Origin of the sequence: Streptococcus cristatus (assembly GCF_003943815.1) — a bacterium.
Classification (GTDB): domain Bacteria; phylum Bacillota; class Bacilli; order Lactobacillales; family Streptococcaceae; genus Streptococcus; species Streptococcus cristatus_F.
The window spans coordinates 1-25,096 of the sequence record NZ_RJNA01000003.1; the positions used below are offsets into that span (position 1 = coordinate 1).

General features: G+C 42.9%; 22 protein-coding genes and 2 pseudogenes. 18 read left to right on the plus strand and 6 right to left on the minus strand.

Annotated elements, in window-relative coordinates; genetic code table 11:
- Window positions 1–37: 37 nt before the first annotated feature.
- Window positions 38–355 (minus strand): annotated as a pseudogene (locus tag D8872_RS02350) (IS110 family transposase); the annotation flags it as partial.
- 271 nt (window positions 356–626) lie between these two features.
- Window positions 627–812, minus strand: a pseudogene (locus tag D8872_RS02355) (transposase); the annotation flags it as partial.
- Window positions 813–956: 144 nt separating this feature from the next.
- Between D8872_RS02355 and pbp2b the strand changes: the two are divergent.
- The 15 genes from pbp2b to D8872_RS02430 all read left to right on the plus strand — a co-directional run bounded on the left by pbp2b (window position 957) and on the right by D8872_RS02430 (window position 16,881).
- Window positions 957–3,014: a penicillin-binding protein PBP2B gene (gene pbp2b / locus D8872_RS02360; protein ID WP_125389801.1), complete on the plus strand. Its 2,058-nt coding sequence runs from the start codon at window positions 957–959 to the stop codon at window positions 3,012–3,014.
- Window positions 3,015–3,067: 53 nt separating this feature from the next.
- Complete coding sequence (gene recR, locus D8872_RS02365; protein WP_045496451.1) at window positions 3,068–3,664, plus strand: recombination mediator RecR; 597 nt, start codon at window positions 3,068–3,070, stop codon at window positions 3,662–3,664.
- A gap of 148 nt (window positions 3,665–3,812) precedes the next feature.
- Complete coding sequence (locus tag D8872_RS02370; RefSeq protein ID WP_125389802.1) at window positions 3,813–4,859, plus strand: D-alanine--D-alanine ligase; 1,047 nt, start codon at window positions 3,813–3,815, stop codon at window positions 4,857–4,859.
- 104 nt (window positions 4,860–4,963) lie between these two features.
- A complete protein-coding gene (locus tag D8872_RS02375) occupies window positions 4,964–6,337 on the plus strand; it encodes a UDP-N-acetylmuramoyl-tripeptide--D-alanyl-D-alanine ligase (RefSeq protein ID WP_125389803.1) in 1,374 nt (457 codons plus the stop codon).
- Window positions 6,338–6,455: 118 nt separating this feature from the next.
- The gene (locus tag D8872_RS02380; RefSeq protein WP_125389804.1) at window positions 6,456–7,154 is read left to right on the plus strand and encodes a YwaF family protein; all 699 of its coding nucleotides are present in this window, start codon (window positions 6,456–6,458) and stop codon (window positions 7,152–7,154) included.
- A 108-nt stretch (window positions 7,155–7,262) separates the two neighbouring features.
- Entirely contained in the window at window positions 7,263–7,943 is a 681-nt protein-coding gene (locus D8872_RS02385; protein WP_125389805.1) for a YwaF family protein, read from the plus strand.
- A gap of 295 nt (window positions 7,944–8,238) precedes the next feature.
- Window positions 8,239–9,783, plus strand: a complete 1,545-nt coding sequence (locus tag D8872_RS02390; protein ID WP_125389806.1) for a peptide chain release factor 3 — start codon at window positions 8,239–8,241, stop codon at window positions 9,781–9,783.
- 210 nt (window positions 9,784–9,993) lie between these two features.
- Complete coding sequence (locus tag D8872_RS02395) at window positions 9,994–10,905, plus strand: magnesium transporter CorA family protein (RefSeq protein WP_061910918.1); 912 nt, start codon at window positions 9,994–9,996, stop codon at window positions 10,903–10,905.
- A gap of 180 nt (window positions 10,906–11,085) precedes the next feature.
- Window positions 11,086–11,979 (plus strand): ABC transporter ATP-binding protein, encoded by an 894-nt coding sequence (locus D8872_RS02400; RefSeq protein WP_125389807.1) that lies wholly within the window; start codon window positions 11,086–11,088, stop codon window positions 11,977–11,979.
- Window positions 11,976–13,190, plus strand: coding sequence for an ABC transporter permease (locus tag D8872_RS02405; protein ID WP_125389808.1), 1,215 nt, complete (start codon window positions 11,976–11,978; stop codon window positions 13,188–13,190). Before D8872_RS02400 ends, D8872_RS02405 begins: the two co-directional genes overlap by 4 nt.
- Window positions 13,191–13,319: 129 nt before the next feature.
- The gene (pyrH, locus tag D8872_RS02410) at window positions 13,320–14,045 is read left to right on the plus strand and encodes a UMP kinase (RefSeq protein WP_005589574.1); all 726 of its coding nucleotides are present in this window, start codon (window positions 13,320–13,322) and stop codon (window positions 14,043–14,045) included.
- A 19-nt stretch (window positions 14,046–14,064) separates the two neighbouring features.
- Complete coding sequence (frr, locus tag D8872_RS02415) at window positions 14,065–14,622, plus strand: ribosome recycling factor (RefSeq protein WP_005589576.1); 558 nt, start codon at window positions 14,065–14,067, stop codon at window positions 14,620–14,622.
- 99 nt (window positions 14,623–14,721) lie between these two features.
- Window positions 14,722–15,576, plus strand: a complete 855-nt coding sequence (cvfB, locus tag D8872_RS02420; protein ID WP_125373533.1) for an RNA-binding virulence regulatory protein CvfB — start codon at window positions 14,722–14,724, stop codon at window positions 15,574–15,576.
- Window positions 15,577–15,792, plus strand: a complete 216-nt coding sequence (locus D8872_RS02425) for a YozE family protein (protein WP_125389809.1) — start codon at window positions 15,577–15,579, stop codon at window positions 15,790–15,792.
- A gap of 90 nt (window positions 15,793–15,882) precedes the next feature.
- Window positions 15,883–16,881, plus strand: a complete 999-nt coding sequence (locus D8872_RS02430; protein WP_125389810.1) for a PhoH family protein — start codon at window positions 15,883–15,885, stop codon at window positions 16,879–16,881.
- Window positions 16,882–16,944: 63 nt separating this feature from the next.
- On the opposite strand, the gene nrdF is transcribed toward D8872_RS02430, so the two are convergent.
- The 4 genes from nrdF to nrdH form a co-directional block, all read right to left on the minus strand.
- A complete protein-coding gene (gene nrdF, locus D8872_RS02435) occupies window positions 16,945–17,910 on the minus strand; it encodes a class 1b ribonucleoside-diphosphate reductase subunit beta (protein WP_125389811.1) in 966 nt (321 codons plus the stop codon).
- 2 nt (window positions 17,911–17,912) lie between these two features.
- The gene (locus D8872_RS02440) at window positions 17,913–18,143 is read right to left on the minus strand and encodes a hypothetical protein (RefSeq protein WP_125388054.1); all 231 of its coding nucleotides are present in this window, start codon (window positions 18,141–18,143) and stop codon (window positions 17,913–17,915) included.
- Between the two features lie 52 nt (window positions 18,144–18,195).
- A complete protein-coding gene (gene nrdE, locus D8872_RS02445; RefSeq protein WP_125389812.1) occupies window positions 18,196–20,355 on the minus strand; it encodes a class 1b ribonucleoside-diphosphate reductase subunit alpha in 2,160 nt (719 codons plus the stop codon).
- Window positions 20,356–20,449: 94 nt separating this feature from the next.
- Window positions 20,450–20,668 (minus strand): glutaredoxin-like protein NrdH, encoded by a 219-nt coding sequence (gene nrdH, locus D8872_RS02450; protein ID WP_005589588.1) that lies wholly within the window; start codon window positions 20,666–20,668, stop codon window positions 20,450–20,452.
- 442 nt (window positions 20,669–21,110) lie between these two features.
- On the opposite strand from nrdH, the gene D8872_RS02455 reads away from it, so the two are divergent.
- The 3 genes from D8872_RS02455 (at window position 21,111) to D8872_RS02465 (ending at window position 24,771) form a co-directional block, all read left to right on the plus strand.
- Window positions 21,111–21,374, plus strand: coding sequence for a phosphocarrier protein HPr (locus tag D8872_RS02455; RefSeq protein WP_005589589.1), 264 nt, complete (start codon window positions 21,111–21,113; stop codon window positions 21,372–21,374).
- 4 nt (window positions 21,375–21,378) lie between these two features.
- On the plus strand, window positions 21,379–23,112 hold the full coding sequence (ptsP, locus tag D8872_RS02460) for a phosphoenolpyruvate--protein phosphotransferase (RefSeq protein ID WP_125389813.1): 1,734 nt from the start codon (window positions 21,379–21,381) through the stop codon (window positions 23,110–23,112).
- A 234-nt stretch (window positions 23,113–23,346) separates the two neighbouring features.
- Complete coding sequence (locus D8872_RS02465; RefSeq protein ID WP_125389814.1) at window positions 23,347–24,771, plus strand: NADP-dependent glyceraldehyde-3-phosphate dehydrogenase; 1,425 nt, start codon at window positions 23,347–23,349, stop codon at window positions 24,769–24,771.
- The last annotated feature ends 325 nt before the right edge of the window (window positions 24,772–25,096 follow it).

Genomic DNA, 25,096 nt, shown 5'->3' on the forward strand with positions numbered 1-25,096 from the left:
CCTGCACGTAAGTTGGTTTACGATTGTGCACAAGCTAAGATTTAGCCAGCTTTTCAGCGTCAATTTTATCTGTTTTACGAACTCGCAGACTGTCCAATTGCTTCTTAGCTTCCAGTGGATTTAGCCGTGTGTAAGCGTAACTATATTCCTCAAGAAAGGCTTGAAGACGTCGAGAATAGACGCCTGTAGCCTCAAATATAATCTCAGGGTTATGAACAGTTTTCAAGTCCCCCAACAGGCGATTGAATCCAATGGCATCATTGAGTATGGTGTAGCCATGAACCTTCTCACCGTTGACTAAAATTGCCACCTCAGAACTTGTTTTACTGACATCCATTCCAAATACTGCACGCATGACATTACCTCTTTTGTCTTGAATAATTCCATGTTTTAGTGATTTTATTTTCAATACGCGACGTTTAGCGTCCCACATACTTTGATCAAACTCCACCTAAAACAAGGTGTCTTGCCAGTTTTTCAAGCGACGTCTAGCGCCATAGAGCCCTACGACTTTACAAGACACCACTACTTTAACATAAAGAAAAAGTAGTGAGTACTCTCTTCCGTCGGAGATTTCTTCACTACTAATCTTAGTATGTTTGTCAACTGTAGTGGGTTGAAGTCAGCTAAGCTCGAGAAAGGACAAATTTCGTCCTTTCTTTTTTGATGTTTAGAGCGATAAAAATCCGCTTTTTGAAATTTTCAAAGTTCCGAAAACCCAAGGCATTGCGTTTGATGACCTTGATGAGGTTATTAGTGGCTTCTAGCTTTGCGTTTGAGTAGGTAAGATCTAAGGCGTTTATAATTTTAGATCCATAATTCCTACAGTGGTTTTACCCACTACAGAAATTATAGATTTTCTCATTGTTGGAGAAAAATTCTTTTTCGATCCTTTTAGATTTCCATGCTTCATTGCTGGGGAAATGTGGTAAAATAAAAGATAGATTTTTACGAGGATGAGAGAAGAAATGTCTAAGAGAAAATTTGATAGCCATTCTATCACAGGCCGACTCTACCTTCTATTTGGTATAGTCGGAGTCTTATTTTTGGTGCTGATTGCTCGTCTGGGCTATATGCAGGTCGTCAATCAAGAATTTTATACTGATAAATTAGCTAAGGCCAGTAAAACAAAGATTAAGTCGAGTTCGGTTCGTGGACAAATCTATGACGCTTCGGGCAAGCCCCTGGTGGAGAACACAACCAAGCAAGTGGTGACCTTTACACGAGACAATAAACTGACAGCAGAAGAAATCCGTGAAACAGCACAAAAACTGCTGCAGTATGTGTCTGTGTCGGACCTAAAGGTGACCGAGCGCCAAGAAGTTGACTATTATCTGGCGGATAATAAAGTTTACCGCGAAGTGGTTGAAAAATTACCTAAGGAAGAAAAATTTGATACGGATGGCAATCGTTTACCTGAAGCCAAGATCTATAAGGCAGCAGTGGAGAGTATTGATCCAAGCCAGCTAGGCTATACAGATGAGGAAAAGAGGATTATCGCTCTATTTAGCCAGATGAATGCTGTTCCAAACTTTTCAACAGGGACGATTCAGACAGATGATTTGACGACGGAGCAGGTCGCTACGATTGCGTCCATCGGAAAAGAACTTCCGGGTATTAGTATTTCAACCAGCTGGAATCGGAAAGTTTTGGAAACATCGTTGGCTTCGATTGTTGGTCAAATTTCAACCGAAAAAACAGGTCTGCCAGCTGAGGAAGCAGATGACTATGTCAAGAAGGGCTATTCTCTGAATGACCGAGTGGGAATTTCTTATCTGGAAAAAGAGTATGAGTCTGTTTTACAAGGAAAACGAGCAGAAAAAGAAATTCGGCTGGACAAAAATGGCAACATGGAGAGCGTTGAGACCATTTCCGAGGGAAGCAAAGGGAACAACTTGAAACTAACCGTAGATCTGACTTTCCAGCAGGGAGTCGAGGATATTCTCAGAAATGCCTTTAATATGGAGCTAGCCAAGGGCAATGCAACCTATTCAGAAGGTGTCTATGCCGTGGCTATGGATCCCAATACAGGATCAATCTTGGCTCTGGCTGGTGTCAAGCATGATCTGGAAACAGGCGAAATCTCGGCGGATGCGCTGGGTACCATTACCAATGTTTTCGTTCCAGGTTCTGTCGTCAAGGCGGCTACCTTAACCGCTGGTTGGCAGTACGGAGCCATTTCAGGAAATCAATCCTTGGTCGATCAGCCGATTCTTTTCGCGGGTTCTGCTCCCATCAATTCTTGGTTTACGGCCTATGGCTCACGCTCTATTACAGCGGTGGAGGCTCTGGAATATTCGTCTAATACCTATATGATTCAGGTAGCCCTAAATATGCTTGGGACTCCGTATAGCCCAAATATGGCTTTAGGAACCAACAATGTCGATGCTTCAATGAAAAAACTCCGTTCGACTTTTGCAGAATATGGTCTGGGGACTGAGACAGGAATTGATTTACCGACAGAATCTACAGGCTACATTCCCAAAAACTTCACAGTTAGCAATTATATTACGGATGCTTTTGGTCAGTTTGATAACTATACTCCACTTCAGCTGGCTCAATATGCGTCGACGGTAGCCAATAACGGCAAACGGGTAGCTCCGCATCTAGTCGAAGGCATTTACGCCAACAATGACCAAGGTGGCCTAGGAGACTTGATTGAAAAGAAGGAAACAAAAGAGTTAAATCAGGTCAATATTTCTGAGGAAGATATGGCTCTGATAAAACAAGGCTTCTATCAGGTGGTCAATGGATGGAGTGGCTTGACAACTGGACGGACGATTGCGCAGGGCGCTATGGTTTCGATCAGTGCAAAAACCGGGACTGCCGAAACCTTTGTCAACGGTGGTACATCTGCTATCAATACCAATGTTGTATCCTATGCACCAAGCGATAATCCTAAAATAGCTGTAGCCGTTGTCTTTCCGCACAATACTGACCTTTCCTCAACGGTCAGCCACAGTATTACCCGTGATATTATCAATCTTTACAACCAACAGCACCCTATGAATTAGAAAGGAAAAGCAGTAGAATCAGATAAAGATTTTACTGCTCAACGATTACTATTATGCTTTATCCAACTCCTATCGCTAAATTGATTGATAGCTTTTCCAAACTGCCGGGTATCGGCATCAAGACAGCTACTCGTCTGGCCTTTTATACCATCGGGATGAGTGACGATGATGTCAATGAGTTCGCCAAAAATCTATTAGCTGCTAAACGCGAGCTGACCTACTGCTCTATCTGTGGCAATCTGACGGACGATGATCCTTGTGCTATCTGTACGGATCAAACGCGCGATCAGACTGTGATTCTGATCGTTGAGGATAGTCGCGATGTGTCTGCTATGGAAAATATACAAGAATACCACGGCCTTTATCATGTTCTTCACGGCCTCATCTCCCCTATGAACGGTGTAGGACCAGATGACATCAACCTTAAGAGTCTCTTGACTCGCTTGATGGACAGCCAAGTGACGGAAGTGATTGTGGCTACCAATGCAACGGCTGACGGAGAAGCGACTTCTATGTATATTTCTCGCGTTCTCAAGCCCGCTGGTATCAAGGTGACCCGTCTGGCCCGCGGATTGGCTGTCGGCGCTGATATCGAATACGCAGACGAAGTGACCCTGCTCCGAGCGATTGAAAATCGGACAGAATTGTAAGATGAAAGAAAGATTTCCTGCTGAAAAACAGCTTTGGGAGTCTTTTTTCTATTCAAAAATGCTGGGAAATATGATATACTGAAACAGTCTAAAAAGAAGATGGGGCAACCCAAAATGAACTTATAGCTAGAAATGTTAGGATAAGATAATGGTCAAACAAACCTTGATTTTACTATACGGTGGCCGCAGCGCTGAGCGAGAAGTTTCAGTCTTGTCGGCTGAGAGTGTCATGCGCGCTATCAACTATGACAAATTTTCTGTCAAGACTTATTTCATCACAAAAGCTGGCGATTTTATCAAAACGCAGGAATTTACAGAAAAACCAGCTACAGATGAAAAGCTCATGACCAATGCAACGGTTGATCTTTCACAGCAAGTCAAACCGAGTGATATTTATGAGGAAAATGCAGTTGTCTTTCCTGTTCTTCATGGACCGATGGGCGAGGATGGCTCCATTCAAGGCTTCCTTGAAGTGTTGCGGCTTCCTTATGTGGGCTGCAACATCTTGTCTTCCAGTGTTGCTATGGACAAAATCACCACCAAACGTATTCTGGAGTCTGCTGGAATTCTGCAGGTGCCTTATGTAGCAGTGATTGAGGGCGAAAATCTGGAAGAAAAAATTGCTGAAATCGAAGAAAAATTGACTTATCCGATTTTTACCAAACCGTCTAATATGGGCTCTAGTGTCGGTATTTCCAAGTCTGAGAATCAAGAGGAGCTACGGGCAGCATTGGATTTGGCCTTCAAGTACGATAGCCGTGTCTTGGTTGAGCAGGGAGTCAATGCGCGTGAGATTGAAGTTGGTCTCTTAGGAAATTATGACGTTAAGAGCACCTTGCCGGGCGAAGTGGTCAAAGATGTGGCTTTCTACGACTATGAATCCAAGTATATTGACAATAGGATTACCATGGATATCCCTGCAAAAATTTCAGACGAGGTTATTGCAGTCATGCGTACGAATGCTGAGACAGCTTTTCGTGCCTTGGGCGGACAGGGATTGGCTCGCTGTGATTTCTTCTACACCGAAGAGGGGGACATTTTCCTCAATGAGCTCAACACCATGCCTGGCTTTACCCAATGGTCTATGTATCCCTTGCTTTGGGAAAATATGGGACTGCCTTATTCCGGGTTGATTGAGAAATTGGTAAATCTAGCTGAAGAGGCCTTTACTCAGCGAGAAGCGCATCTTTTATAAATATGATATAATAGAGGGACTGAGATGACAGACTGAATATTTACTATTTAGTCTGGCCTCAATCCCTTCTTTTTTGGGAAAAAGCGGAAAAATGAGTTAAAAATATGAAATTAGATTTATATGAAATAGCAGAAGTCTTGGCTGCCAAAAATGATGTCAGTCAGTTTGAAAATGTGACTTTTAGAAATGCTGAATTTGACAGCCGTTTGATTGAGACGGGGGATCTTTTTATCCCGCTCAAGGGCGCGCGTGACGGTCATGACTTTATCGCGACCGCCTTCGCTCAGGGAGCTGCAGCTACCTTGTCTGAGCATCCAGTAGCAGAAGGACCTTATATTTTGGTCGATGATGTACTAGCGGCCTTTCAAGGCTTGGCTCAATACTATCTGGAAAAGACAGGTGTAGATGTGCTCGCTGTGACAGGCTCCAATGGGAAGACCACAACCAAGGATATGCTGGCTCAGCTATTAGCTACTAGCTACAAAACCTATAAAACTCAAGGCAACTATAATAATGAAATCGGTCTGCCCTACACAGTACTCCACATGACAGATGACACAGAAAAGCTAGTTTTAGAAATGGGACAGGATCATTTGGGAGATATCCACCTTCTGTCTGAAATTGCCAAGCCAAAGACGGGCATTGTGACCTTGGTTGGTGAAGCTCACTTAGAATTTTTCGGAAGCCGTACGGAGATTGCTAAAGGAAAGATGCAAATTGCAGATGGCATGAAGAAAGGCGGTCTGCTCTTGGCTCCAGCTGATAAGATCGTCAATGATTTTCTGCCAGACCAGCAAAAAGTAGTCCGCTTTGGTCCCGATGCAGATATTTACTTGACTCGCTTGGAAGAGCGCAAAGACAGCTTGACCTTTGAAGCGAATTTTCTGGAGCAGGCGATTGACTTGCCCGTGACTGGCAAATACAATGCGACCAACGCTATGATCGCCTCTTACGTTGCCTTGCAGGAGGGTGTCAGTGAGTCGGCGATCCGTCAGGCTTTTGCCCAGCTGGAATTGACCCGCAATCGAACCGAGTGGAAGAAGGCGGCTAATGGGGCCGATATCCTGTCAGATGTCTACAATGCTAATCCGACAGCTATGCGCTTGATTCTTGAGACTTTCTCAACGATTCCAGCCAGTCAGAGTGGTCGCAAGGCTGCAGTATTAGCCGATATGAAAGAGCTGGGTGCTGACTCCAAGCTGATGCACGGAGCCATGATTACCAGTCTCAATCCAGAGATTATCACCGATCTTTTCCTTTATGGAGAGGACATGGAAGCTCTCTACGTCTATGCTCGGGAAATCTACCCACCAAATCGGGTACATTATTTTGTCAAAAATGCTGACAAGGATCAGTTTGAAGATTTGACCAAGACCGTTAAGACTTGGTTGCAATCATCCGACCAAATCTTGCTCAAGGGTAGTAATTCGATGAAGTTGGATAAATTATTGGAGGCCTTGGAGCATGGAGACAAGTGATACTTCCTCTAGGCTAGATAGACAACTGAAAAAATTTTTGAAAAGAAATTAAGGACTTTGCTAGGAAGAGCAAGCCCAGTGTCCTTAAAAATTATTTATTAGGATNAAAATTTGAAAGATGAATTTACTAGATTTTTTTACTAGTCACAAAACAGAACCGCCTGTGATGACGCCTTTTGCTTATATTCTGCTCATGATGAGCCTAGTGTCCGTCATCTATGTTGCTAGTCGTTATTTTGAGCGAAAGAAAGTGCAGACTTTTTTTAGGGTTGCCCAAATCGTGCAATTAGTCTCTTTGTATGGCTGGTACTTAGCTATTCAGGAGCCTTTGTCAGAGAGTCTCCCCTTGTACCATTGTCGAGTGGCGATGTTTGCTGTCTTGCTACTGCCAGATAAAGTAGCTGTAGCTTATAAACAATATTTCGCCTTATTGGGAGTATTTGGACCGATTTGCGCCATTGTCTATCCGATTTTGGATCCCTATCCATTTCCACATATCACGCTATTTTCATTTTTCATCGGTCATTTGGCTCTGTTAGGCAATTCGATTATCTACCTGATGAAGCATTATGATAGACTTAATTTGTCCTATCGCCGTATTGTAGAAATTACCTTTGGCTTGGATTTCCTCATCTTGCTTGGAAATATTGTATTTGGAGGAAACTACGGTTTCTTAAAGGAGCCACCTCTGGTAGGAGATCATGGTATGCTTGGCAACTATCTGATTGTGTCGATGGTCTTAGCGGCTGCCTTGCTTCTATTTTCTTACTTGTTCAAAGAAATGAAGGAAAGACAGGCAGAGCGATTGACCCAATAAAGATTGGAAGAGGAAATGATTTCTCTAGCAACTAGGAAAATTCTGCCTAGATTTTCAATCTGACTGGGAGTTTGAACATACAGATTTTAAAAGTAGAAAGGAAACCAGATGCATCATTTTTTGACTACCAACCAAACTGAACCACCCTTTGTATCAGCTTTGGCCTACTCTTTGATGATGGCACTGCTTTTGCTATCCATCTACGCATCGATAAAATACCATAAGAATCCTAGCTTTATCAAAAGCATGAAAATTCTTCAGTTGTGCCAACTGGCAGTTCTTTATAGTTGGTATGTGGGTTTTCAGCTTCCTCTGGCAAATAGTCTGCCTTTGTACCATTGCCGTTTGGCCATGTTTGCGGTGGTCTTTCTGCCAGATAAATGGCCCAGCAAGCAGTATTTTGCTCTCTTAGGAGCCAGCGGAGCAGTCTTTGCCCTTGGTTATCCAGTCTTTGATCCTTATGATTTCCCGCACATTACCAGTTTTTCTTTCCTGATTGGTCACTATGCGCTCTTGGTAAATTCCTTGATTTATCTGATGAATTACTACGATAAGACCCAACTCAAGAAATACATGATTGTGCTCTATACTTTTGTGCTCGATGCCTTTCTTGTCGGTGTCAATCAAGTGACGGGTGGAAATTACGGTCTGCTAAAAAGCCCGCCTTTTATCAATCAGCACAATCTTTTAGTAAAATATTTAGCTGTATCGATTATTTTGTCCGCTACCTTGCTTCTTTTTGATGAAGTATTTAAGAAACGCTGGAAAAAGCAGCTGGAAATTGTTTGATATTGCATTTTATAGCTCCTGTCAAGTTAATTTGGCAGGACTTTTCTTAAATCTGATTTTAATCTTAATCTTTGCAATTTTCCTCTTTAGCAGTGTCATTGTTAGATTTTAAGACAAGTTAGCCAAATATAAAGAATAGAATCGCTGGCAAGGGCGATTTTTACCTTTCTTATATAATTGAAAAAAAGCGCCAAATCCGCTATAATAGGTAGGTTGAAAGGATTAGAATATTCCAATGTAAAATATAAAAATACTGACATTCACCATTATCCAAAAAGAAAAGAAAGAGAAGAAGATGACTTTACAAGAAGAAATTAAGAAACGACGCACCTTTGCCATTATTTCCCACCCGGACGCGGGGAAAACGACCATCACTGAGCAGTTGCTCTACTTCGGAGGCGAGATTCGTGAGGCTGGTACCGTAAAAGGAAAGAAAACAGGAACTTTTGCCAAGTCTGACTGGATGGATATCGAGAAACAACGTGGGATTTCGGTCACTTCATCTGTGATGCAATTTGACTACGATGGCAAACGCGTGAACATCTTAGACACACCAGGGCACGAGGACTTCTCAGAAGATACCTATCGGACCTTGATGGCGGTGGATGCTGCTGTCATGGTCGTGGACTCTGCCAAGGGTATCGAGGCTCAAACCAAGAAGCTCTTTGAGGTTGTCAAACACCGTGGAATTCCGGTCTTTACCTTTATGAACAAGCTGGACCGTGACGGTCGTGAGCCACTGGACCTCTTGCAAGAATTGGAAGAAGTCTTGGGGATTGCTAGCTATCCAATGAACTGGCCAATCGGGATGGGGAAAGCCTTTGAGGGCTTATATGACCTCTATAACCAACGCTTGGAGCTCTATAAAGGAGATGAGCGTTTTGCCAGCCTAGAAGATGGGGACAAGCTTTTTGCCAGCAATCCTTTCTATGAGCAAGTTAAGGATGACATTGAGCTCCTGAAGGAAGCAGGGAATGAGTTCTCAGAGGAAGCTATTTTAGCTGGTGAGCTAACCCCAGTCTTCTTCGGTTCAGCCCTGACTAACTTTGGGGTGCAGACCTTCCTTGAGACCTTCCTCAAGTTTGCTCCAGAACCTCATGGACACAAGAAAACAGACGGAGAAATTGTGGATCCTTATGACAAGGATTTCTCAGGATTCGTCTTTAAAATCCAAGCCAACATGGACCCTCGTCACCGTGACCGTATTGCCTTTGTCCGTATCGTATCGGGTGAATTTGAGCGCGGTATGAGTGTCAACCTACCTCGTACTGGTAAGACTGCCAAACTGTCTAATGTTACCCAGTTTATGGCGGAAAGTCGTGAGAATGTAACCAATGCCGTAGCAGGTGATATCATCGGGGTTTACGATACAGGTACCTATCAGGTTGGGGATACCTTGACGGTTGGAAAAAACAAGTTTGAATTTGAACCCCTGCCAACCTTTACTCCAGAGATTTTCATGAAAGTATCAGCTAAGAACGTCATGAAGCAAAAATCCTTCCATAAAGGAATGGAGCAGTTGGTACAAGAAGGAGCCGTCCAGCTTTATAAGAATTACCAAACAGGTGAGTACATGCTAGGCGCTGTCGGGCAACTCCAGTTTGAAGTTTTCAAGCACCGGATGGAAGGCGAGTATAATGCAGAAGTTGTCATGACTCCAATGGGTAAAAAGACAGTTCGTTGGATTTCGCCAGAGGACCTAGACGAGCGCATGTCGTCAAGCCGCAACATCTTGGCCAAAGATCGTTTCGACCAACCTGTTTTCCTCTTTGAAAATGACTTTGCCCTCCGCTGGTTTGCAGACAAGTATCCAGATGTGAAGTTAGAAGAGAAGATGTGATTCAGTACTACCAATTGGAAATAAAGTTCCTAATTGGTGGACGCTAGCCGCTATTTGGCGAACTAGCTAACTGCCTTACTAACTACGTTTGGCAAATGAAACCGATTTGCTTGGTTATTGTCAGGACATAGGAGCTTTGGCAATGAGGCTAAGTGTGGACATTAGGCGTGAGTTATTAGACAATCATTCTAGATCCCAGAAAGGAGTTCTATGTTTCTGGAAAGAAAACTAAAAGACCAATCTGTCTGGATCAACATTGACTCAGATGATGTTAAAAAGAATGGACAGATTTATCAGGATTACAATATCGACCTTGAAACCATCGAGTATGCGCTGGATAAAAATGAGCGGGCTCACATGGACTACAATCGTGAGAATGGGACGGTTCTTTTTATCTATAATGTGCTGAATCTAGCGACAGAGAAGGACTACTATGAGACCATTCCGATGACTTTCGTGGTGCAGCAGGATCGTCTCATCACCATCAGCAATCAAGACAATGCTTATGTGGTTGATATCATGAAGGCTTACACGGAGAATCATGAGCCCGTATCGGTCTATAAGTTTCTTTTTGCCAGTTTAGAGTTGATCTCCAATTCCTACTATCCGGTCATTGAGCAGATGGATAAGCGCAAGGATGAGCTTAACCGACTTTTGCGTCAGAAAACTACTAAAAAGCACTTGTTTGCTCTCTCGGATTTGGAAACTTCCATGGTCTATCTGGTGGCAGCATCCAAGCAAAATAGCATACTGCTAGAGCACATCAAGAGCCATGCTGTTTATCGTGGGTTTGATGAACTAGAGACCGAGCAATTTGAAGATGCCATGATTGAGGCACGTCAGCTGGTTTCAATGACGGATTTGATTGCTCAGGTTCTTAGCCAGCTTTCGGGCTCCTACAATAACATCCTGAACAACAATCTGAATGATAATTTGACTGTCTTGACCATCATTTCAGTTCTTCTGGCAGTCCTAGCAGTTATCACCGGCTTCTTTGGTATGAATGTTCCCCTGCCTTTGTCAGATGATAAAAATGCTTGGCTTTATATTATCATCATTAGCTTTGTTCTCTGGACTCTTCTGACCAAGCTCCTCAACTGGGTGGTCAATAAAGAGCGATGAATAAAATACATTAAATGAATGAGGTTTTCGAGCCTCATTTTTTTGCGGTATTAGCTGGAGCGGGTTTCTTCTTCTATTTATGAAAAATAGAGAGAAAATGTTTTGTATAGTAGGACAAAAAGATGAAAATCTGCTTTCAAAGTAGTATAATAATCTTAGTATCATAATAGGAGGTTTCATATGCTTCATGTAGAAAAACTAGAAAAAAGTTTTGGGCAAAAGCAAGTCTTGTTCGGTATTGATTTTGAAGCCCAGCCGGGGCATATCCTTGGCTTGATTGGGAAAAACGGTGCTGGGAAAACAACGATTTTTCACAGTATTTTGCGCTTCCTAGACTATAGTGGAGAGATTCGTTTCGAAGGGCAGGCTATCAAGCAGGAGACCTATAATAGGATTGGCTATCTGCCTGAGGAAAGAAGCCTGATGCCCAAGCTGACGGTCTTTGAGCAAGTGCGCTATCTGGCAAATCTAAAGGGTGTGCCGACAGCTGTTGTCAAAGAAAAACTGCCCCAGTGGATGGAAAAGCTCCAGGTCAAGGGGAAATTAACCGACAAAATCAAGAGTTTGTCCAAGGGGAACCAGCAAAAGGTTCAGCTGATTATCACGCTCTTGCATGAGCCAGACTTGATCATCTTAGATGAGCCTTTCAGCGGTCTGGATCCTGTCAATACTGAAATCCTGAAGGAAGTCATTGTTGAGGAGAAGAAGCGTGGAGCGACGATTATCTTCTCGGATCATGTCATGACAAATGTGGAAGAACTGTGCGATGATGTCCTGATGATTCGTGACGGGCAAGTGGTCCTCAATGGCGATGTACAGGCAGTCCGCAACCAATATGGCAAGACTCGTCTTTTCGTCTCAAGTGACCTGTCTCAGGCTGAATTAGAAGCCCTGCCTCATGTTGTCAAGGCGACGCAGACCAAGCAAGGCATCTGGAAATTGATTTTGGATGACGAAACAGCTGGTCCTGAATTGTTTGATCGCTTGACCAAGGGAAGTTATGTGGCAACTTTTGACCAGCAGGCACCGACAATTGATGAAATTTTCAAATTAGAATCAGGGGTGGAAGTATGAAACAAATGTTAATCGTCATCAAAGAAACCTACCTGCGTCATGTCAAGTCTTGGAGTTTTGTCTTTATGGTCTTGTCTCCTTTTCTCTTTCTTGGGCTGAGCTTGGGGATTGGCTATCTGCAAGGAAGCTCGATGGCCTCTTCAAAAAAAGTAGCAGTACTGACCCAGCTTGATTCTGTACGAGAAGTATTAAGAGCTGAAGATCAGCTGAGTTTTCAGTACAAAGATGAAACTGCAGCCAAGCAGGCTGTAAAAGATAAGAAAATCTCGGGCTATCTGACGATTGAGGAAAGAGATGGACAGCTTTATGCCACCTATTACGCAGAAACCAGTATGAACGCTGCAACGAAAATGGCTCTGTCCAATTCCCTTATTCAAGTCCAGCAGGCTTTAAACTTGGCTCAGGCCGAATTATCAGATGAGCAGAGTCAGATTCTTGCGCGGACAGTCCAGTTTGAAGAGAAAATTGATGAAAACAAAGAAAGCAAGAAGATGGTTCAGACCTTTGCTGCAATAGGGCTGGGCTTCATGCTCTATATGATTTTGATTACTTATGCCAGCGTTACTGCCCAAGATGTGGCCAGTGAAAAGGGCACAAAAATCATGGAAGTCATCTTCTCCAGTATTAAGGCAACCGATTATTTCTATGCTCGTATGATTGGGATTTTTGCAGTGATTCTTAGCCATCTGGGTATTTATGTGCTTGGTGGACTGGCAGCCTTTCTCTTTGCGGACAGCATTCCTCTTGTATCCCAAGTCTTGAAGAGTAATCCAGCCATTCAGCAGTATATCGGAGAAGCTGTGTCTTTGAATACCCTAGCTTTTGTAGCTGTCAGCATCTTTATGTATGTCGTCTTGTCGGCCTTTCTTGGTTCGATGGTGGCACGAGCAGAAGATACAGGAAAAGTCCTTTCGCCAGTTATCATGCTCATTTTAGTCGGTTTCATGGGAGTTTCAGCTTTGGGAGCAGCAGGAGATAATGTGATTTTGAAGGTTGGTTCTTACCTTCCGTTCATCTCAACCTTTTTCATGCCTTTCCGGGCTATCAATGGTTATGCGACCAGCTTGGAAGCTTGGCTTTCTCTAGGAATTACAGCTATTTTCGCGGTGATGATGACATTTTTCATCGCGCGAATCTACTCCAGCCTTGTCCTGCAGACGGATGATTTGGGAGCTTGGAAGACCTTCAAACGTGCTTTAAAATATAAATAAATCACAACTTCACTGGAGTCATCTGGTGAAGTTTTCTTTTTGTATTTTAATTTAATATTTTGAATAATAGGGCTAGGTAAAAAGTGGAATTTATGGTAAAATAGTACAGATAAAACAAGGAGTGGAAAAATGGTAGAACCTAAATATAAGCGTATTTTGATTAAACTATCTGGAGAAGCTTTGGCTGGCGAAAAAGGTGTGGGTATCAATATTGCCACTGTTCAAAAGATGGCTGAAGAAATCAAGGAAGTCCATGAACTGGGCATTCAAATTGCCTTGGTTATCGGTGGCGGTAATCTTTGGCGAGGCGAACCAGCAGCAGAAGCAGGCATGGATCGCGTTCAAGCGGACTATACTGGGATGTTAGGGACAGTTATGAATGCACTTGTAATGGCAGATTCCTTGCAACAAGTGGGCGTTGACACCCGCGTTCAAACAGCAATTGCCATGCAACAGGTAGCTGAGCCTTATATTCGTGGACGTGCTCTTCGTCACTTGGAAAAAGGTCGGATCGTTATTTTCGGTGCTGGTATTGGTTCACCATATTTCTCAACAGATACGACAGCTGCTCTGCGGGCTGCGGAAATTGAGGCAGATGCTATCCTCATGGCTAAAAATGGTGTAGATGGAGTCTACAATGCCGATCCAAACAAGGATAAGACGGCTGTTAAGTTTGATGAATTGACCCACCGTGATGTTATTAACAAAGGCTTACGCATCATGGACTCGACTGCTTCTACCCTTTCTATGGACAATGACATTGACCTAGTCGTCTTTAATATGAATGAACCTGGCAATATCAAACGAGTCGTCTTTGGCGAGCAAATCGGGACAACTGTCTCAAATAATTTATAAAAATCAGGGAGAAAAGAAAATGGCAAATGCAATTGTAGAAAAAGCAAAAGAAAGAATGACCCATTCGCACCAAAGTTTGGCGCGTGAATTTGGTAGTATCCGTGCAGGCCGCGCTAATGCTAGCCTTTTGGATCGCATCCATGTGGAATACTATGGAGTAGAGACACCGCTTAACCAACTCTCTTCTATCACGATTCCAGAAGCGCGTGTTCTTTTGGTGACACCTTTTGATAAGTCTTCTATCAAGGATATCGAGCGTGCGATTAATGCATCTGACTTAGGTATCACACCATCTAGCGACGGATCTGTCATTCGTTTGGTTATTCCAGCTCTGACAGAGGAAACTCGTCGTGAATTAGCTAAAGAAGTGAAAAAAGTCGGTGAAAATGCTAAGATTGCGATTCGTAACATCCGTCGCGATGCGATGGACGAAGCCAAGAAACAGGAAAAGGCTAAAGAAATCACTGAAGATGAATTGAAGGTTCTTGAAAAGGATATCCAAAAAGTCACTGATGATGCAGTGAAGCATATCGATGATATGACAGCGACTAAAGAAAAAGAACTTCTAGAAGTTTAATATTTTAACAGAATCAAAACTCAGTTGGCCTTGGCTGACTGAGTTGTTTTAACATAAAAATCCTTGCGAGTAGAAGAAGCAAGGTAGAAATAGGAATATATGAATACAAATCTTGCTAGCTTCATCGTGGGGATTATCACGGATGAAAACGATCGTTTTTACTTTGTCCAGAAGGATGGACAAACTTATGCGCTTTCTAAAGAAGAGGGACCGCATGAGCTCGGTCAGTCTGTCAAGGGCTTTGCCTACAGCGATATGAAGCAGAAACTTCGCCTGACGACTCTTGAAGTCACAGCGACCCAAGAGCAGTTTGGCTGGGGAACAGTGACGGAGGTTCGCAAGGATCTAGGCGTCTTTGTCGATACCGGCCTGCCGGATAAGCAAATCGTCGTGTCACTAGACATCTTGCCAGAAATCAAGGAACTTTGGCCTAAGAAGGGCGACCGCCTCTATATTCGTCTGGATGTGGACAAGAAAGACCGCATCTGGGGTCAACTGGCTTATCAAGAGGATTTCCAGCGTCTGGCTCGCCCTGCCTACAATAACATGCAGAACCAAAATTGGCCAGCCATTGTTTATCGGCTCAAGCTTTCTGGCACCTTTGTCTATCTGCCAGAGAATAATATGCTGGGCTTTATCCATCCGAGCGAGCGCTATGCAGAGCCACGTCTGGGGCAGGTCTTGGACGCACGAGTAATTGGCTTCCGTGAAGTAGACCGCACCCTTAACCTCTCCCTCAAGCCTCGCTCCTTTGAAATGCTGGAAAACGATGCCCAGATGATTCTGACCTATCTGGAGAGCAACGGTGGCTTCATGACTTTGAATGACAAATCTTCACCAGACGATATCAAGGCCACTTTTGGTATTTCCAAAGGCCAGTTTAAAAAAGCCCTGGGCGGTCTCATGAAAGCTGGTAAAATCAAGCAAGATCCGACTGGAACGGAGTTGATTTAAATGAGAAAATCTTTTTACAGTTGGCTGATGACGGAGCGCAATCCTAAAAGTAATAAGCCCAAAGCAATTTTGGCGGACTTGGTTTTTCAGGATACTGCCTTTCCCAAGCATACGGATGATTTTGATGAGGTCAGTCGTTTTCTGGAAGAGCATGCAAATTTTTCCTTTAACTTGGGCGAGTTCGATGCGATTTGGGAAGAATATCAGGCCCATTAAGTGGATAGTGGCTAGGGATAGTCATTTTCTGCTTGCTTTGATATAATAAAGGTAATTCATTCAATAAATTAAAATAGAGAGGTTCTTTGTTTGCAGGAACATTCAGTAGAATTGAAACTGGGCCATCCAGATGATGCCTTTCATCTCTTTGGCTCTAATGAACGCCATCTGCGCCTAATGGAGCAGGAATTGAAGGTCACCATTCATGCCCGAACCGAGATTGTGCAGATTCTGGGTACGGAGGCTTCCTGCGAGGAGGCTCGCCAGGTTATTCAGGCTCTCTTGGTCTTGGTCAATCGTGGTATGACCATTGGTACGCCCGATGTTGTGACGGCTATTACTATGGTCAAAAATGATGAAATTGATAAGTTTGTAGCTCTTTACGAAGAAGAGATTATCAAGGACAGCTATGGCAAGCCAATTCGAGTCAAGACACTGGGTCAGAAAATCTATGTGGACAGTGTTAAAAATCATGATATCGTCTTTGGGATTGGACCAGCCGGAACAGGGAAGACTTTTCTGGCGGTGACCTTGGCGGTGACTGCTCTCAAGCGTGGGCAGGTCAAGCGAATCATCCTGACAAGGCCAGCGGTAGAAGCTGGTGAGAGTTTGGGCTTTCTGCCTGGTGACCTTAAGGAAAAGGTGGATCCATATCTTCGTCCGGTCTATGATGCTTTGTATCAGATTTTGGGTAAGGACCAGACTACGCGCCTGATGGAGCGAGAAATCATTGAGATTGCACCCTTAGCCTATATGCGGGGGCGGACGCTGGATGATGCTTTTGTCATTCTGGATGAAGCTCAAAATACGACCATCATGCAGATGAAGATGTTCCTGACACGTCTCGGCTTCCAGTCTAAGATGATTGTCAATGGAGATATCAGTCAGATCGACCTGCCTCGCAATGTCAAGTCCGGCCTCATTGATGCTCAAGAGAAATTGAAAAACATCTCCCAGATTGATTTTGTGCATTTCTCAGCTAAGGATGTGGTTCGCCATCCAGTAGTGGCGCAGATTATCCGTGCCTATGAGCCGCCAGCTCCTAAGAAAGAGGATCGTGAAGTAGCTGAGGACGAAAGCGCGAGTTGATGATAAATGATAAAAAAACGACTAACTTGATGAGCAAGTTAGTCGTTTTCTAGTGTCTGAAAATTATTTGGTTAAACCGTAGTTGTAGTCATCATCTTGCATGGCTTCAACTTCACCAAGAAGGTAACCATTTCCGACTTGAGAGAAGAAGTCGTGGTTAGATGTTCCTGTTGAAATCCCATTCATGACGATTGGGTTGACATCGTCAGCTGAATCTGGGAAGAGTGGATCTTGTCCTAGGTTCATAAGGGCTTTATTGGCATTGTAACGAAGGAAGGTTTTGACTTCTTCGGTCCAGCCCACACCGTCATAGAGGCTTTCCGTATAGCCTTCTTCGTTCTCGTAGAGGGTGTAGAGCAGGTCGTACATCCATTCTTTGAGTTTCTCTTGCTCTTCTTCCGGTAATTCATTGAAACCAAGTTGGAATTTGTAACCAATGTAGGTTCCGTGAACAGATTCATCACGGATGATCAGTTTGATGATTTCCGCAACGTTGGCTAGTTTGTTGTTACCAAGATAGTAGAGGGGTGTAAAGAAACCAGAGTAGAAGAGGAAGGTTTCAAGGAAAACGCTGGCAATCTTCTTTTCAAGGGAGCTACCATTGAGGTAGATTTCATTGATAATTTCAGCTTTTCTCTGTAGGTATGGGTTTGTGTTAGTCCATTCAAAGATTTCTTCGATTTCAGCCTTGGTATTCAAGGTTGAAAAGATAGAAGAGTAAGATTTTGCGTGGACGGATTCCATGAATTGGATATTGTTGAAGACGGCTTCTTCGTGGGCAGTACGGACGTCCTTACGTAGAGCATCCACACCAGATTCAGATTGGAGGGTATCCAGCAATGTCAATCCTCCGAAGACCTTGCCGACCAAGTCCTTTTCCTTGTTGGACAATTTTCTCCAGTCATCCAGGTCATTAGACAAGGGAATCCGTGTATCGAGCCAGAATTGCTCCGTCAGCTTTTCCCAAGTTGATTTGTCAATGACATCTTCGATAGCATTCCAGTTTATGGCTTTATAGTATGTTTGCATGTTTATATTCTCTCGTTTTTTTGAATTCTTTTCTTAACTAAATACTTTCCAGCTACTGAGCTACCTTTTCGTAGTCCGTCAGAGGCTATTGTATCAATTTTGCTTTCTAAATTTATTTTATCTTCTTCCAAAATGGAAATCTTCTTTTTATCTTGTCGGCGTAGCTTCTTTAAAATTGCGTTCTGAAATTTTAACTCATTATTTTCTCGTTTTGTTTTACTAAATCCGAACATATTCTTCTCCTAATTAAAAGTAAGTTATAAATTTGATATTTTAGAATCAAAACTAGATCACACAGCTTTCACACTGATTTGCCCCAACTTCGCCGCCATCGTCAGTGAAGGTGCGGACGTAGTAGATGGACTTGATTCCCTTGTTGAAGGCGTAGTTACGCAGGATAGAAAGGTCGCGGGTTGTCTGCTTGCTTTCTTTTTTCCATTCGTAGAGGCCTTTAGGAATATCGCTGCGCATAAAGAGAGTCAGTGAAAGTCCTTGGTCCACGTGCTCAGTTGCAGCGGCATAAACATCAATTACCTTGCGCATGTCCATGTCATAGGCGCTGGTGTAGTAAGGGATAGTCTCAGTTGACAAGCCTGCCGCAGGATAGTAGATCTTACCGATTTTCTTTTCCTGACGTTCTTCGATCCGCTGAGTGATTGGATGGATTGAAGCAGAAACATCGTTGATGTAGCTAATAGAGCCATTTGGTGCAACAGCTAAGCGGTTTTGATGGTAGAGGCCGTCAGCCTTGACCTTGTCGCGTAACTCTGCCCAATCCTCTGCAGATGGGATAAAGATATCTTTGAAAAGTTCTTTGACACGATCAGACTTAGGTACAAATTCACCCGTCAGGTATTTGTCAAAGTAAGTGCCGTTAGCATAGTCAGATTTTTCAAAGTTATGGAAGGTCACGCCACGCTCGCGAGCGATATTGTTAGACTCAACTAAAGTCCAGTAGTTCATGAGCATAAAGTAGATGCTAGTGAACTCGACAGCTTCCGCTGATCCATAATCGATCAACTGCTGAGCCAAATAGCTGTGCAGTCCCATAGCTCCCAGACCAAAGGTATGCGCCAGACTGTTACCGTTGTCGATAGAAGGCACAGCTGTGATGTGTGAGCTGTCAGTGACAAAGGTCAAGGCGCGTGTCATGGTTCGGATGGATTTTCCGAAGTCAGGCGAAGTCATCATGTTGACAACGTTTGTAGATCCCAAGTTACATGACACATCTGTTCCCAGGTGGAGATACTCTTGTGCGTCATTCAAGAGGCTAGGCTCTTGAACTTGCAGGATTTCTGAGCAAAGGTTACTCATGATAATTTTGCCGTCGATTGGATTGGCACGGTTAGCTGTATCGATATTCACGACATAAGGATAGCCAGACTCTTGTTGCAGTTTAGAAATTTCTGTTTCCAAATCACGGGCCTTGATCTTGGTTTTGGTGATTTTAGGATTAGCAACTAGCTCATCGTATTTCTCTGTGATGTCGATATAGGCAAATGGAACGCCGTATTCACGTTCGATTGAGTAAGGGCTGAAGAGATACATATCTTCATTCTTGCGCGCTAATTCGTAGAATTTATCTGGAATGACAACACCGAGCGAGAGAGTTTTAACTCGAACTTTTTCATCAGCATTTTCTTTCTTGGTAGAAAGGAAAGCGATGATATCTGGGTGGAAGACATTGAGGTAAACAACTCCAGCTCCCTGACGTTGGCCCAGCTGGTTAGAGTAAGAGAAGCTATCTTCAAACAGTTTCATAACAGGAACAACTCCAGATGCAGCTCCTTCATAACCTTTGATGGGCGCTCCAGCTTCCCGCAGATTGCTGAGGGAAATACCGACCCCGCCTCCGATACGAGAGAGCTGCAGGGCGGAGTTGATGGAGCGGCCAATTGAGTTCATATCATCTGTTACTTGGATGAGGAAGCAGGAAACCAATTCACCGCGACGAGCCCGGCCAGCATTGAGGAAGCTTGGTGTAGCTGGTTGATAGCGCTGGTGGATGATTTCATTTGCAATATCCTTGGCAATGGCTTCATCTCCGTTGGCAAAGTAGAGGGCATTAAAGAGCACCCGATCTTCCATGCTTTCCAGATAGTATTCACCATCATTTGTCTTCAGTGCATACTGGTTATAGAATTTATAGGCAGCCATGAAAGATTTGAACTTGAAATCTTGAGCATGGATAAAAGCAGACAACTCTTCAATATATTCAGGAGAATAGAGTTGGATAAATTCTTTTTCCAAGTAGTTCTCTTCGATTAAATATTGAATTTTTTCAGTAATAGAAGCAAACTTCATCGTGTTTGGTTCAACATTTTCTTTAAAGAAGGCTTCCAAGGCTTCTTTGTCTTTGTGAAGCATGATTTGTCCATTGACTGGACGGTTGATTTCGTTATTTAGACGGAAGTAAGTCACATCTTCTAAGTGTTTGAGTCCCATAATTTTCCTTTTTCTAAAATGTCTTTTGCTTTTACAAAATAAACGGCTCCTACGAATGATAGGAGCGGCAACAAAGCTCTAAATACTGGTGAGATTATGATAATTTTTTAAGTTTACCAGGCTGGAAACCAGAAAATGCTTCAGTTGGTGTTTGAATAACAGGCGCTGCATTGAAACCGAGGCTTTTAACATGGTCGATGTATTCTGGTTGCTCATCAAGGTTGATTTCGCGATATTCTACATTGTTGGTATCAAGAAAACGCTTGGTCATCTTGCATTGAACACAATCGTTTTTAGAGTAAATAGTTACCATTAGATGATTCCTCTATACTTTCATTTTCTTAAATTTAAATCTGAAACTAGTATATCTAAAAGCGAATTCGATGTCAACAGTTTTGAACTAAATATTGTATGATATTTTCTTATAGCAACTATTGAGATACAATATATAGTGTGTAAAACATCGAAACAAAGAGAAATAACCACAAGGAGTCACAGCGCTTACTGTACTTTAAGCGAAGCTAGACCAAGAAGAATTCATTATAAGGAAGAAAGCCTTGAAACTATTTCGGAAAGAGAGGGAGTTGACGATTGAATCTACTATTTTAAAACAGAATTCATTTTCAAAGTCTAACGAAATATTTTGTAAGCGGGCTATAAAATTCTTGAAAAAGATTTCAAAAAGTGATATAATATCAACTTGTAAGGGTTATCACTTTAACTCAAAAAGAATTATTTTAAAGGAGAGTCTAACTATGGCTTCTAAAGATTTCCACATTGTGGCAGAAACAGGTATTCACGCGCGTCCAGCAACATTGTTGGTACAAACAGCTAGCAAATTTGCTTCAGATATCACTCTTGAGTACAAAGGTAAATCAGTAAACCTTAAATCAATCATGGGTGTTATGAGTCTTGGTGTTGGCCAAGGTGCTGACGTTACAATCTCAGCTGAAGGTGCAGACGCGGATGATGCTATCGCTGCTATCTCAGAAACAATGGAAAAAGAAGGATTGGCATAAGAAAATGACAGAAATGCTTAAAGGAATTGCGGCATCTGATGGTGTTGCTGTTGCTAAGGCATATCTATTAGTTCAACCGGATTTGTCATTTGAGACTGTTTCAGTCGATGATACGAATGCAGAAGAGGCTCGTTTGGATGCAGCTCTTGAAGCTTCACAGAACGAGCTTTCTGTTATCCGTGAGAAAGCAGTAGATAGCCTTGGTGAGGAAGCGGCTCAAGTATTTGACGCTCACTTAATGGTACTCGCTGACCCTGAAATGGTTGGTCAAATCAAAGAAACGATCCGTACTAAGAAAGTAAATGCGGAAGCTGGTCTGAAAGAAGTTACAGACATGTTTATCGCTATTTTTGAAGGTATGGAAGACAATCCATACATGCAAGAACGTGCGGCAGACATTCGTGACGTGACGAAACGTGTTTTGGCAAACCTTTTGGGCAAGAAATTACCAAATCCAGCTTCTATCAATGAAGAATCAGTTGTGATTGCACATGACTTGACTCCTTCTGATACAGCTCAATTAGACAAGAAATTTGTTAAAGCTTTTGTAACTAACATCGGTGGACGAACAAGCCACTCTGCAATCATGGCGCGTACGCTTGAAATCGCAGCGGTATTGGGAACAAATAATATTACTGAACTCGTTAAAGACGGCGATATCATCGCAGCTAATGGTATCACTGGTGAAGTAATCATTAACCCAACTGAAGAGCAAGCAGCAGAATTCAAAGCAGCTGGTGAAGCTTATGCGAAGCAAAAAGCTGAATGGGCTCTCTTGAAAGATGCTCAAACAGTGACTGCCGATGGCAAACACTTTGAACTCGCTGCTAACATTGGTACACCAAAAGACGTTGAAGGTGTCAATGCAAATGGTGCTGAGGCCGTAGGTCTTTACCGTACAGAATTCCTTTACATGGATTCACAAGACTTCCCAACAGAAGACGAGCAGTACGAAGCATACAAGGCTGTACTTGAAGGAATGAATGGTAAACCTGTTGTCGTTCGTACAATGGATATCGGTGGAGATAAGGAACTTCCTTACTTCGATATGCCGCATGAAATGAACCCATTCCTTGGTTTCCGTGCATTGCGTATTTCTATCTCTGAAACTGGTGACACTATGTTCCGTACACAAATCCGCGCCCTCTTGCGTGCTTCTGTACATGGACAATTGCGCATCATGTTCCCGATGGTTGCTCTCTTGACAGAATTCCGCAAGGCTAAAGCAGTTTACGAAGAAGAAAAAGCGAAATTGCAAGCGGAAGGCGTTGCTGTAGCGGACAATATCCAAGTGGGTATCATGATTGAAATTCCAGCAGCAGCAATGCTAGCTGATCAATTTGCCAAAGAAGTTGATTTCTTCTCTATCGGTACGAACGACTTGATCCAATACACAATGGCTGCTGACCGCATGAACGAACAAGTTTCATACCTCTACCAACCATACAACCCATCAATCCTTCGCTTGATCAACAATGTTATCAAGGCAGCTCATGCTGAAGGAAAATGGGCAGGTATGTGTGGAGAAATGGCCGGTGACCAAACAGCTGTGCCACTCCTTGTAGGTATGGGCTTGGATGAGTTCTCTATGAGTGCAACTTCAGTTCTTCGGACTCGTAGCCTCATGAAGAAATTGGATACGAAGAAGATGGAAGAACTTGCACAACGCGCATTGACTGAATGTGCAACGATGGAAGAAGTTCTTGAACTTGAAAAAGAATATCTTGACTTCGATTAATCTGAAAATTAAGATCAGAAAATTTTTCTGGTCTTTTTTACTTTTCTTCAGTGTCCAGTGGACCTAGTGTAGAAAGTGAGAATTGATAAAAAAGAGAGAAATATAGAGGGTTAATATGAGCAAAAGAATATAATTCATGAAATTTGTGAAAAATTTCTTTAAATTTCTAAAATTTAGTTGAAATTTTCAGAAAATTTGATAAAATGATACTTAATAACATTTTGGAGGGGACAAGTGACACAATATAAGAACTATATAAATGGAGAGTGGAGAGCTTCTGAAAATGAAATCACCATCTCATCTCCTATCAATAATGAGATTTTAGGAACTGTTCCTGCCATGAGTCAGGCAGAGGTTGATTATGCGATGGCGAGTGCTCGTGCGGCTTTGCCAGCTTGGCGCGCCCTTTCAGCAGTCGAACGTGCAGCTTATCTGCATAAGGCCGCGGATATTTTGGAGCGCGATCAGGAGAAGCTTGGCGAAATCCTTGCCAAAGAAGTTGCCAAGGGTATTAAAGCGGCGATTGGAGAAGTTGTTCGGACAGCAGACTTGATTCGCTATGCGGCTGAAGAGGGCATCCGTATTCATGGCCAGGTTATGGAAGGTGGTGGCTTTGAAGCTGCCAGCAAGAAAAAACTGGCTGTGGTCCGTCGTGAGCCTGTAGGAGTTGTACTGGCCATTGCGCCATTTAACTACCCAGTTAATCTGTCAGCTTCGAAAATTGCTCCTGCCCTTATCGGCGGAAATGTTGTGATGTTTAAGCCACCTACTCAAGGTTCAATCTCTGGTTTGCTCTTGGCTCAGGCTTTTGCTGAGGCTGGTCTGCCTGCTGGTGTTTTCAATACCATCACAGGACGTGGTTCAGAAATTGGGGATTACATCATTGAGCATAAGGAAGTAAACTACATTAACTTTACTGGTTCGACTCCAATCGGAGAACGCATCGGTAAGTTGGCTGGCATGCGTCCAATTATGTTAGAATTGGGTGGTAAGGATGCTGCAGTTGTGCTGGAAGATGCTGACTTGGAGCATGCAGCTAAGCAGATTGTTGGTGGGGCATACAGTTATTCCGGTCAGCGCTGTACGGCTATTAAACGTGTCATTGTCATGGAGAGCGTAGCAGATAAATTAGCGGCGCTGATTAAGGCAGAGGTAGAGAAACTGACGATTGGTGATCCCTTTGATAATGCGGATATCACACCAGTCATTGATCATGCATCAGCAGATTTCATCTGGGGCTTGATTGAAGATGCTCAAGAAAAGGGAGCGTCAGCCTTGACAGAAATCAAACGTGAAGCAAATCTCATCTGGCCTGCCTTGTTTGACCATGTGACACTAGATATGAAATTAGCTTGGGAAGAGCCATTTGGTCCTGTTCTTCCGATTATTCGTGTGACTTCCGTTGAAGAGGCTATCCAGATCTGTAACCAGTCAGAATTTGGTCTTCAATCTTCAGTCTTTACAAATGATTTCCCGAAAGCATTTGAAATTGCTGAGAAACTGGAAGTGGGTACTGTACACATCAATAATAAGACCCAACGTGGTCCAGATAACTTCCCATTCCTTGGTGTTAAGGGATCTGGAGCCGGAGTGCAAGGGATTCGTTACAGTATCGAAGCGATGACACAAGTGAAATCCATCGTGTTTGATGTGAAATAATGAGAAAGGCGGCTTTGTGCGGCCTTTTTTCTTACCTTTATGAACTTGTAATTCTAACAAGTGTTCGAACAATATAAAAATAAGTAGGCGCTCATATTTTTGATTGCTTATCATTTTAAAATGTAAATTTACATATTGGTCTAGATAAATTATTTTAGGAATCCTAGTACAGGGATTGATTTTTAAGTACAGATATTAGCCTCAAACTCTTTGAAATCAGTATTTTATCAGATATTTTCCACAAGAACCTTGATATAGCAACTCATTCTTGTAAAGAAATTGGGCTTTTGAAATTTTTGAGATAGTTTTTGGAAATTTACTTGAA

Coding starts and splice junctions, on each gene's coding strand:
- D8872_RS02455 (WP_005589589.1), top strand. CDS start 21,111: ATGGCTTCTAAAGATTTCCACATTGTGGCAGAAACAGGTATTCACGCG.
- ptsP (WP_125389813.1), top strand. CDS start 21,379: ATGACAGAAATGCTTAAAGGAATTGCGGCATCTGATGGTGTTGCTGTT.
- D8872_RS02385 (WP_125389805.1), top strand. CDS start 7,263: ATGCATCATTTTTTGACTACCAACCAAACTGAACCACCCTTTGTATCA.
- D8872_RS02400 (WP_125389807.1), top strand. CDS start 11,086: ATGCTTCATGTAGAAAAACTAGAAAAAAGTTTTGGGCAAAAGCAAGTC.
- nrdH (WP_005589588.1), bottom strand. CDS start 20,668: ATGGTAACTATTTACTCTAAAAACGATTGTGTTCAATGCAAGATGACC.
- nrdE (WP_125389812.1), bottom strand. CDS start 20,355: ATGGGACTCAAACACTTAGAAGATGTGACTTACTTCCGTCTAAATAAC.
- D8872_RS02425 (WP_125389809.1), top strand. CDS start 15,577: ATGAGAAAATCTTTTTACAGTTGGCTGATGACGGAGCGCAATCCTAAA.
- D8872_RS02440 (WP_125388054.1), bottom strand. CDS start 18,143: ATGTTCGGATTTAGTAAAACAAAACGAGAAAATAATGAGTTAAAATTT.
- cvfB (WP_125373533.1), top strand. CDS start 14,722: ATGAATACAAATCTTGCTAGCTTCATCGTGGGGATTATCACGGATGAA.
- nrdF (WP_125389811.1), bottom strand. CDS start 17,910: ATGCAAACATACTATAAAGCCATAAACTGGAATGCTATCGAAGATGTC.
- recR (WP_045496451.1), top strand. CDS start 3,068: ATGCTTTATCCAACTCCTATCGCTAAATTGATTGATAGCTTTTCCAAA.
- pbp2b (WP_125389801.1), top strand. CDS start 957: ATGAGAGAAGAAATGTCTAAGAGAAAATTTGATAGCCATTCTATCACA.
- D8872_RS02395 (WP_061910918.1), top strand. CDS start 9,994: ATGTTTCTGGAAAGAAAACTAAAAGACCAATCTGTCTGGATCAACATT.
- D8872_RS02375 (WP_125389803.1), top strand. CDS start 4,964: ATGAAATTAGATTTATATGAAATAGCAGAAGTCTTGGCTGCCAAAAAT.
- D8872_RS02380 (WP_125389804.1), top strand. CDS start 6,456: ATGAATTTACTAGATTTTTTTACTAGTCACAAAACAGAACCGCCTGTG.
- frr (WP_005589576.1), top strand. CDS start 14,065: ATGGCAAATGCAATTGTAGAAAAAGCAAAAGAAAGAATGACCCATTCG.
- D8872_RS02390 (WP_125389806.1), top strand. CDS start 8,239: ATGACTTTACAAGAAGAAATTAAGAAACGACGCACCTTTGCCATTATT.
- D8872_RS02405 (WP_125389808.1), top strand. CDS start 11,976: ATGAAACAAATGTTAATCGTCATCAAAGAAACCTACCTGCGTCATGTC.
- D8872_RS02370 (WP_125389802.1), top strand. CDS start 3,813: ATGGTCAAACAAACCTTGATTTTACTATACGGTGGCCGCAGCGCTGAG.
- pyrH (WP_005589574.1), top strand. CDS start 13,320: ATGGTAGAACCTAAATATAAGCGTATTTTGATTAAACTATCTGGAGAA.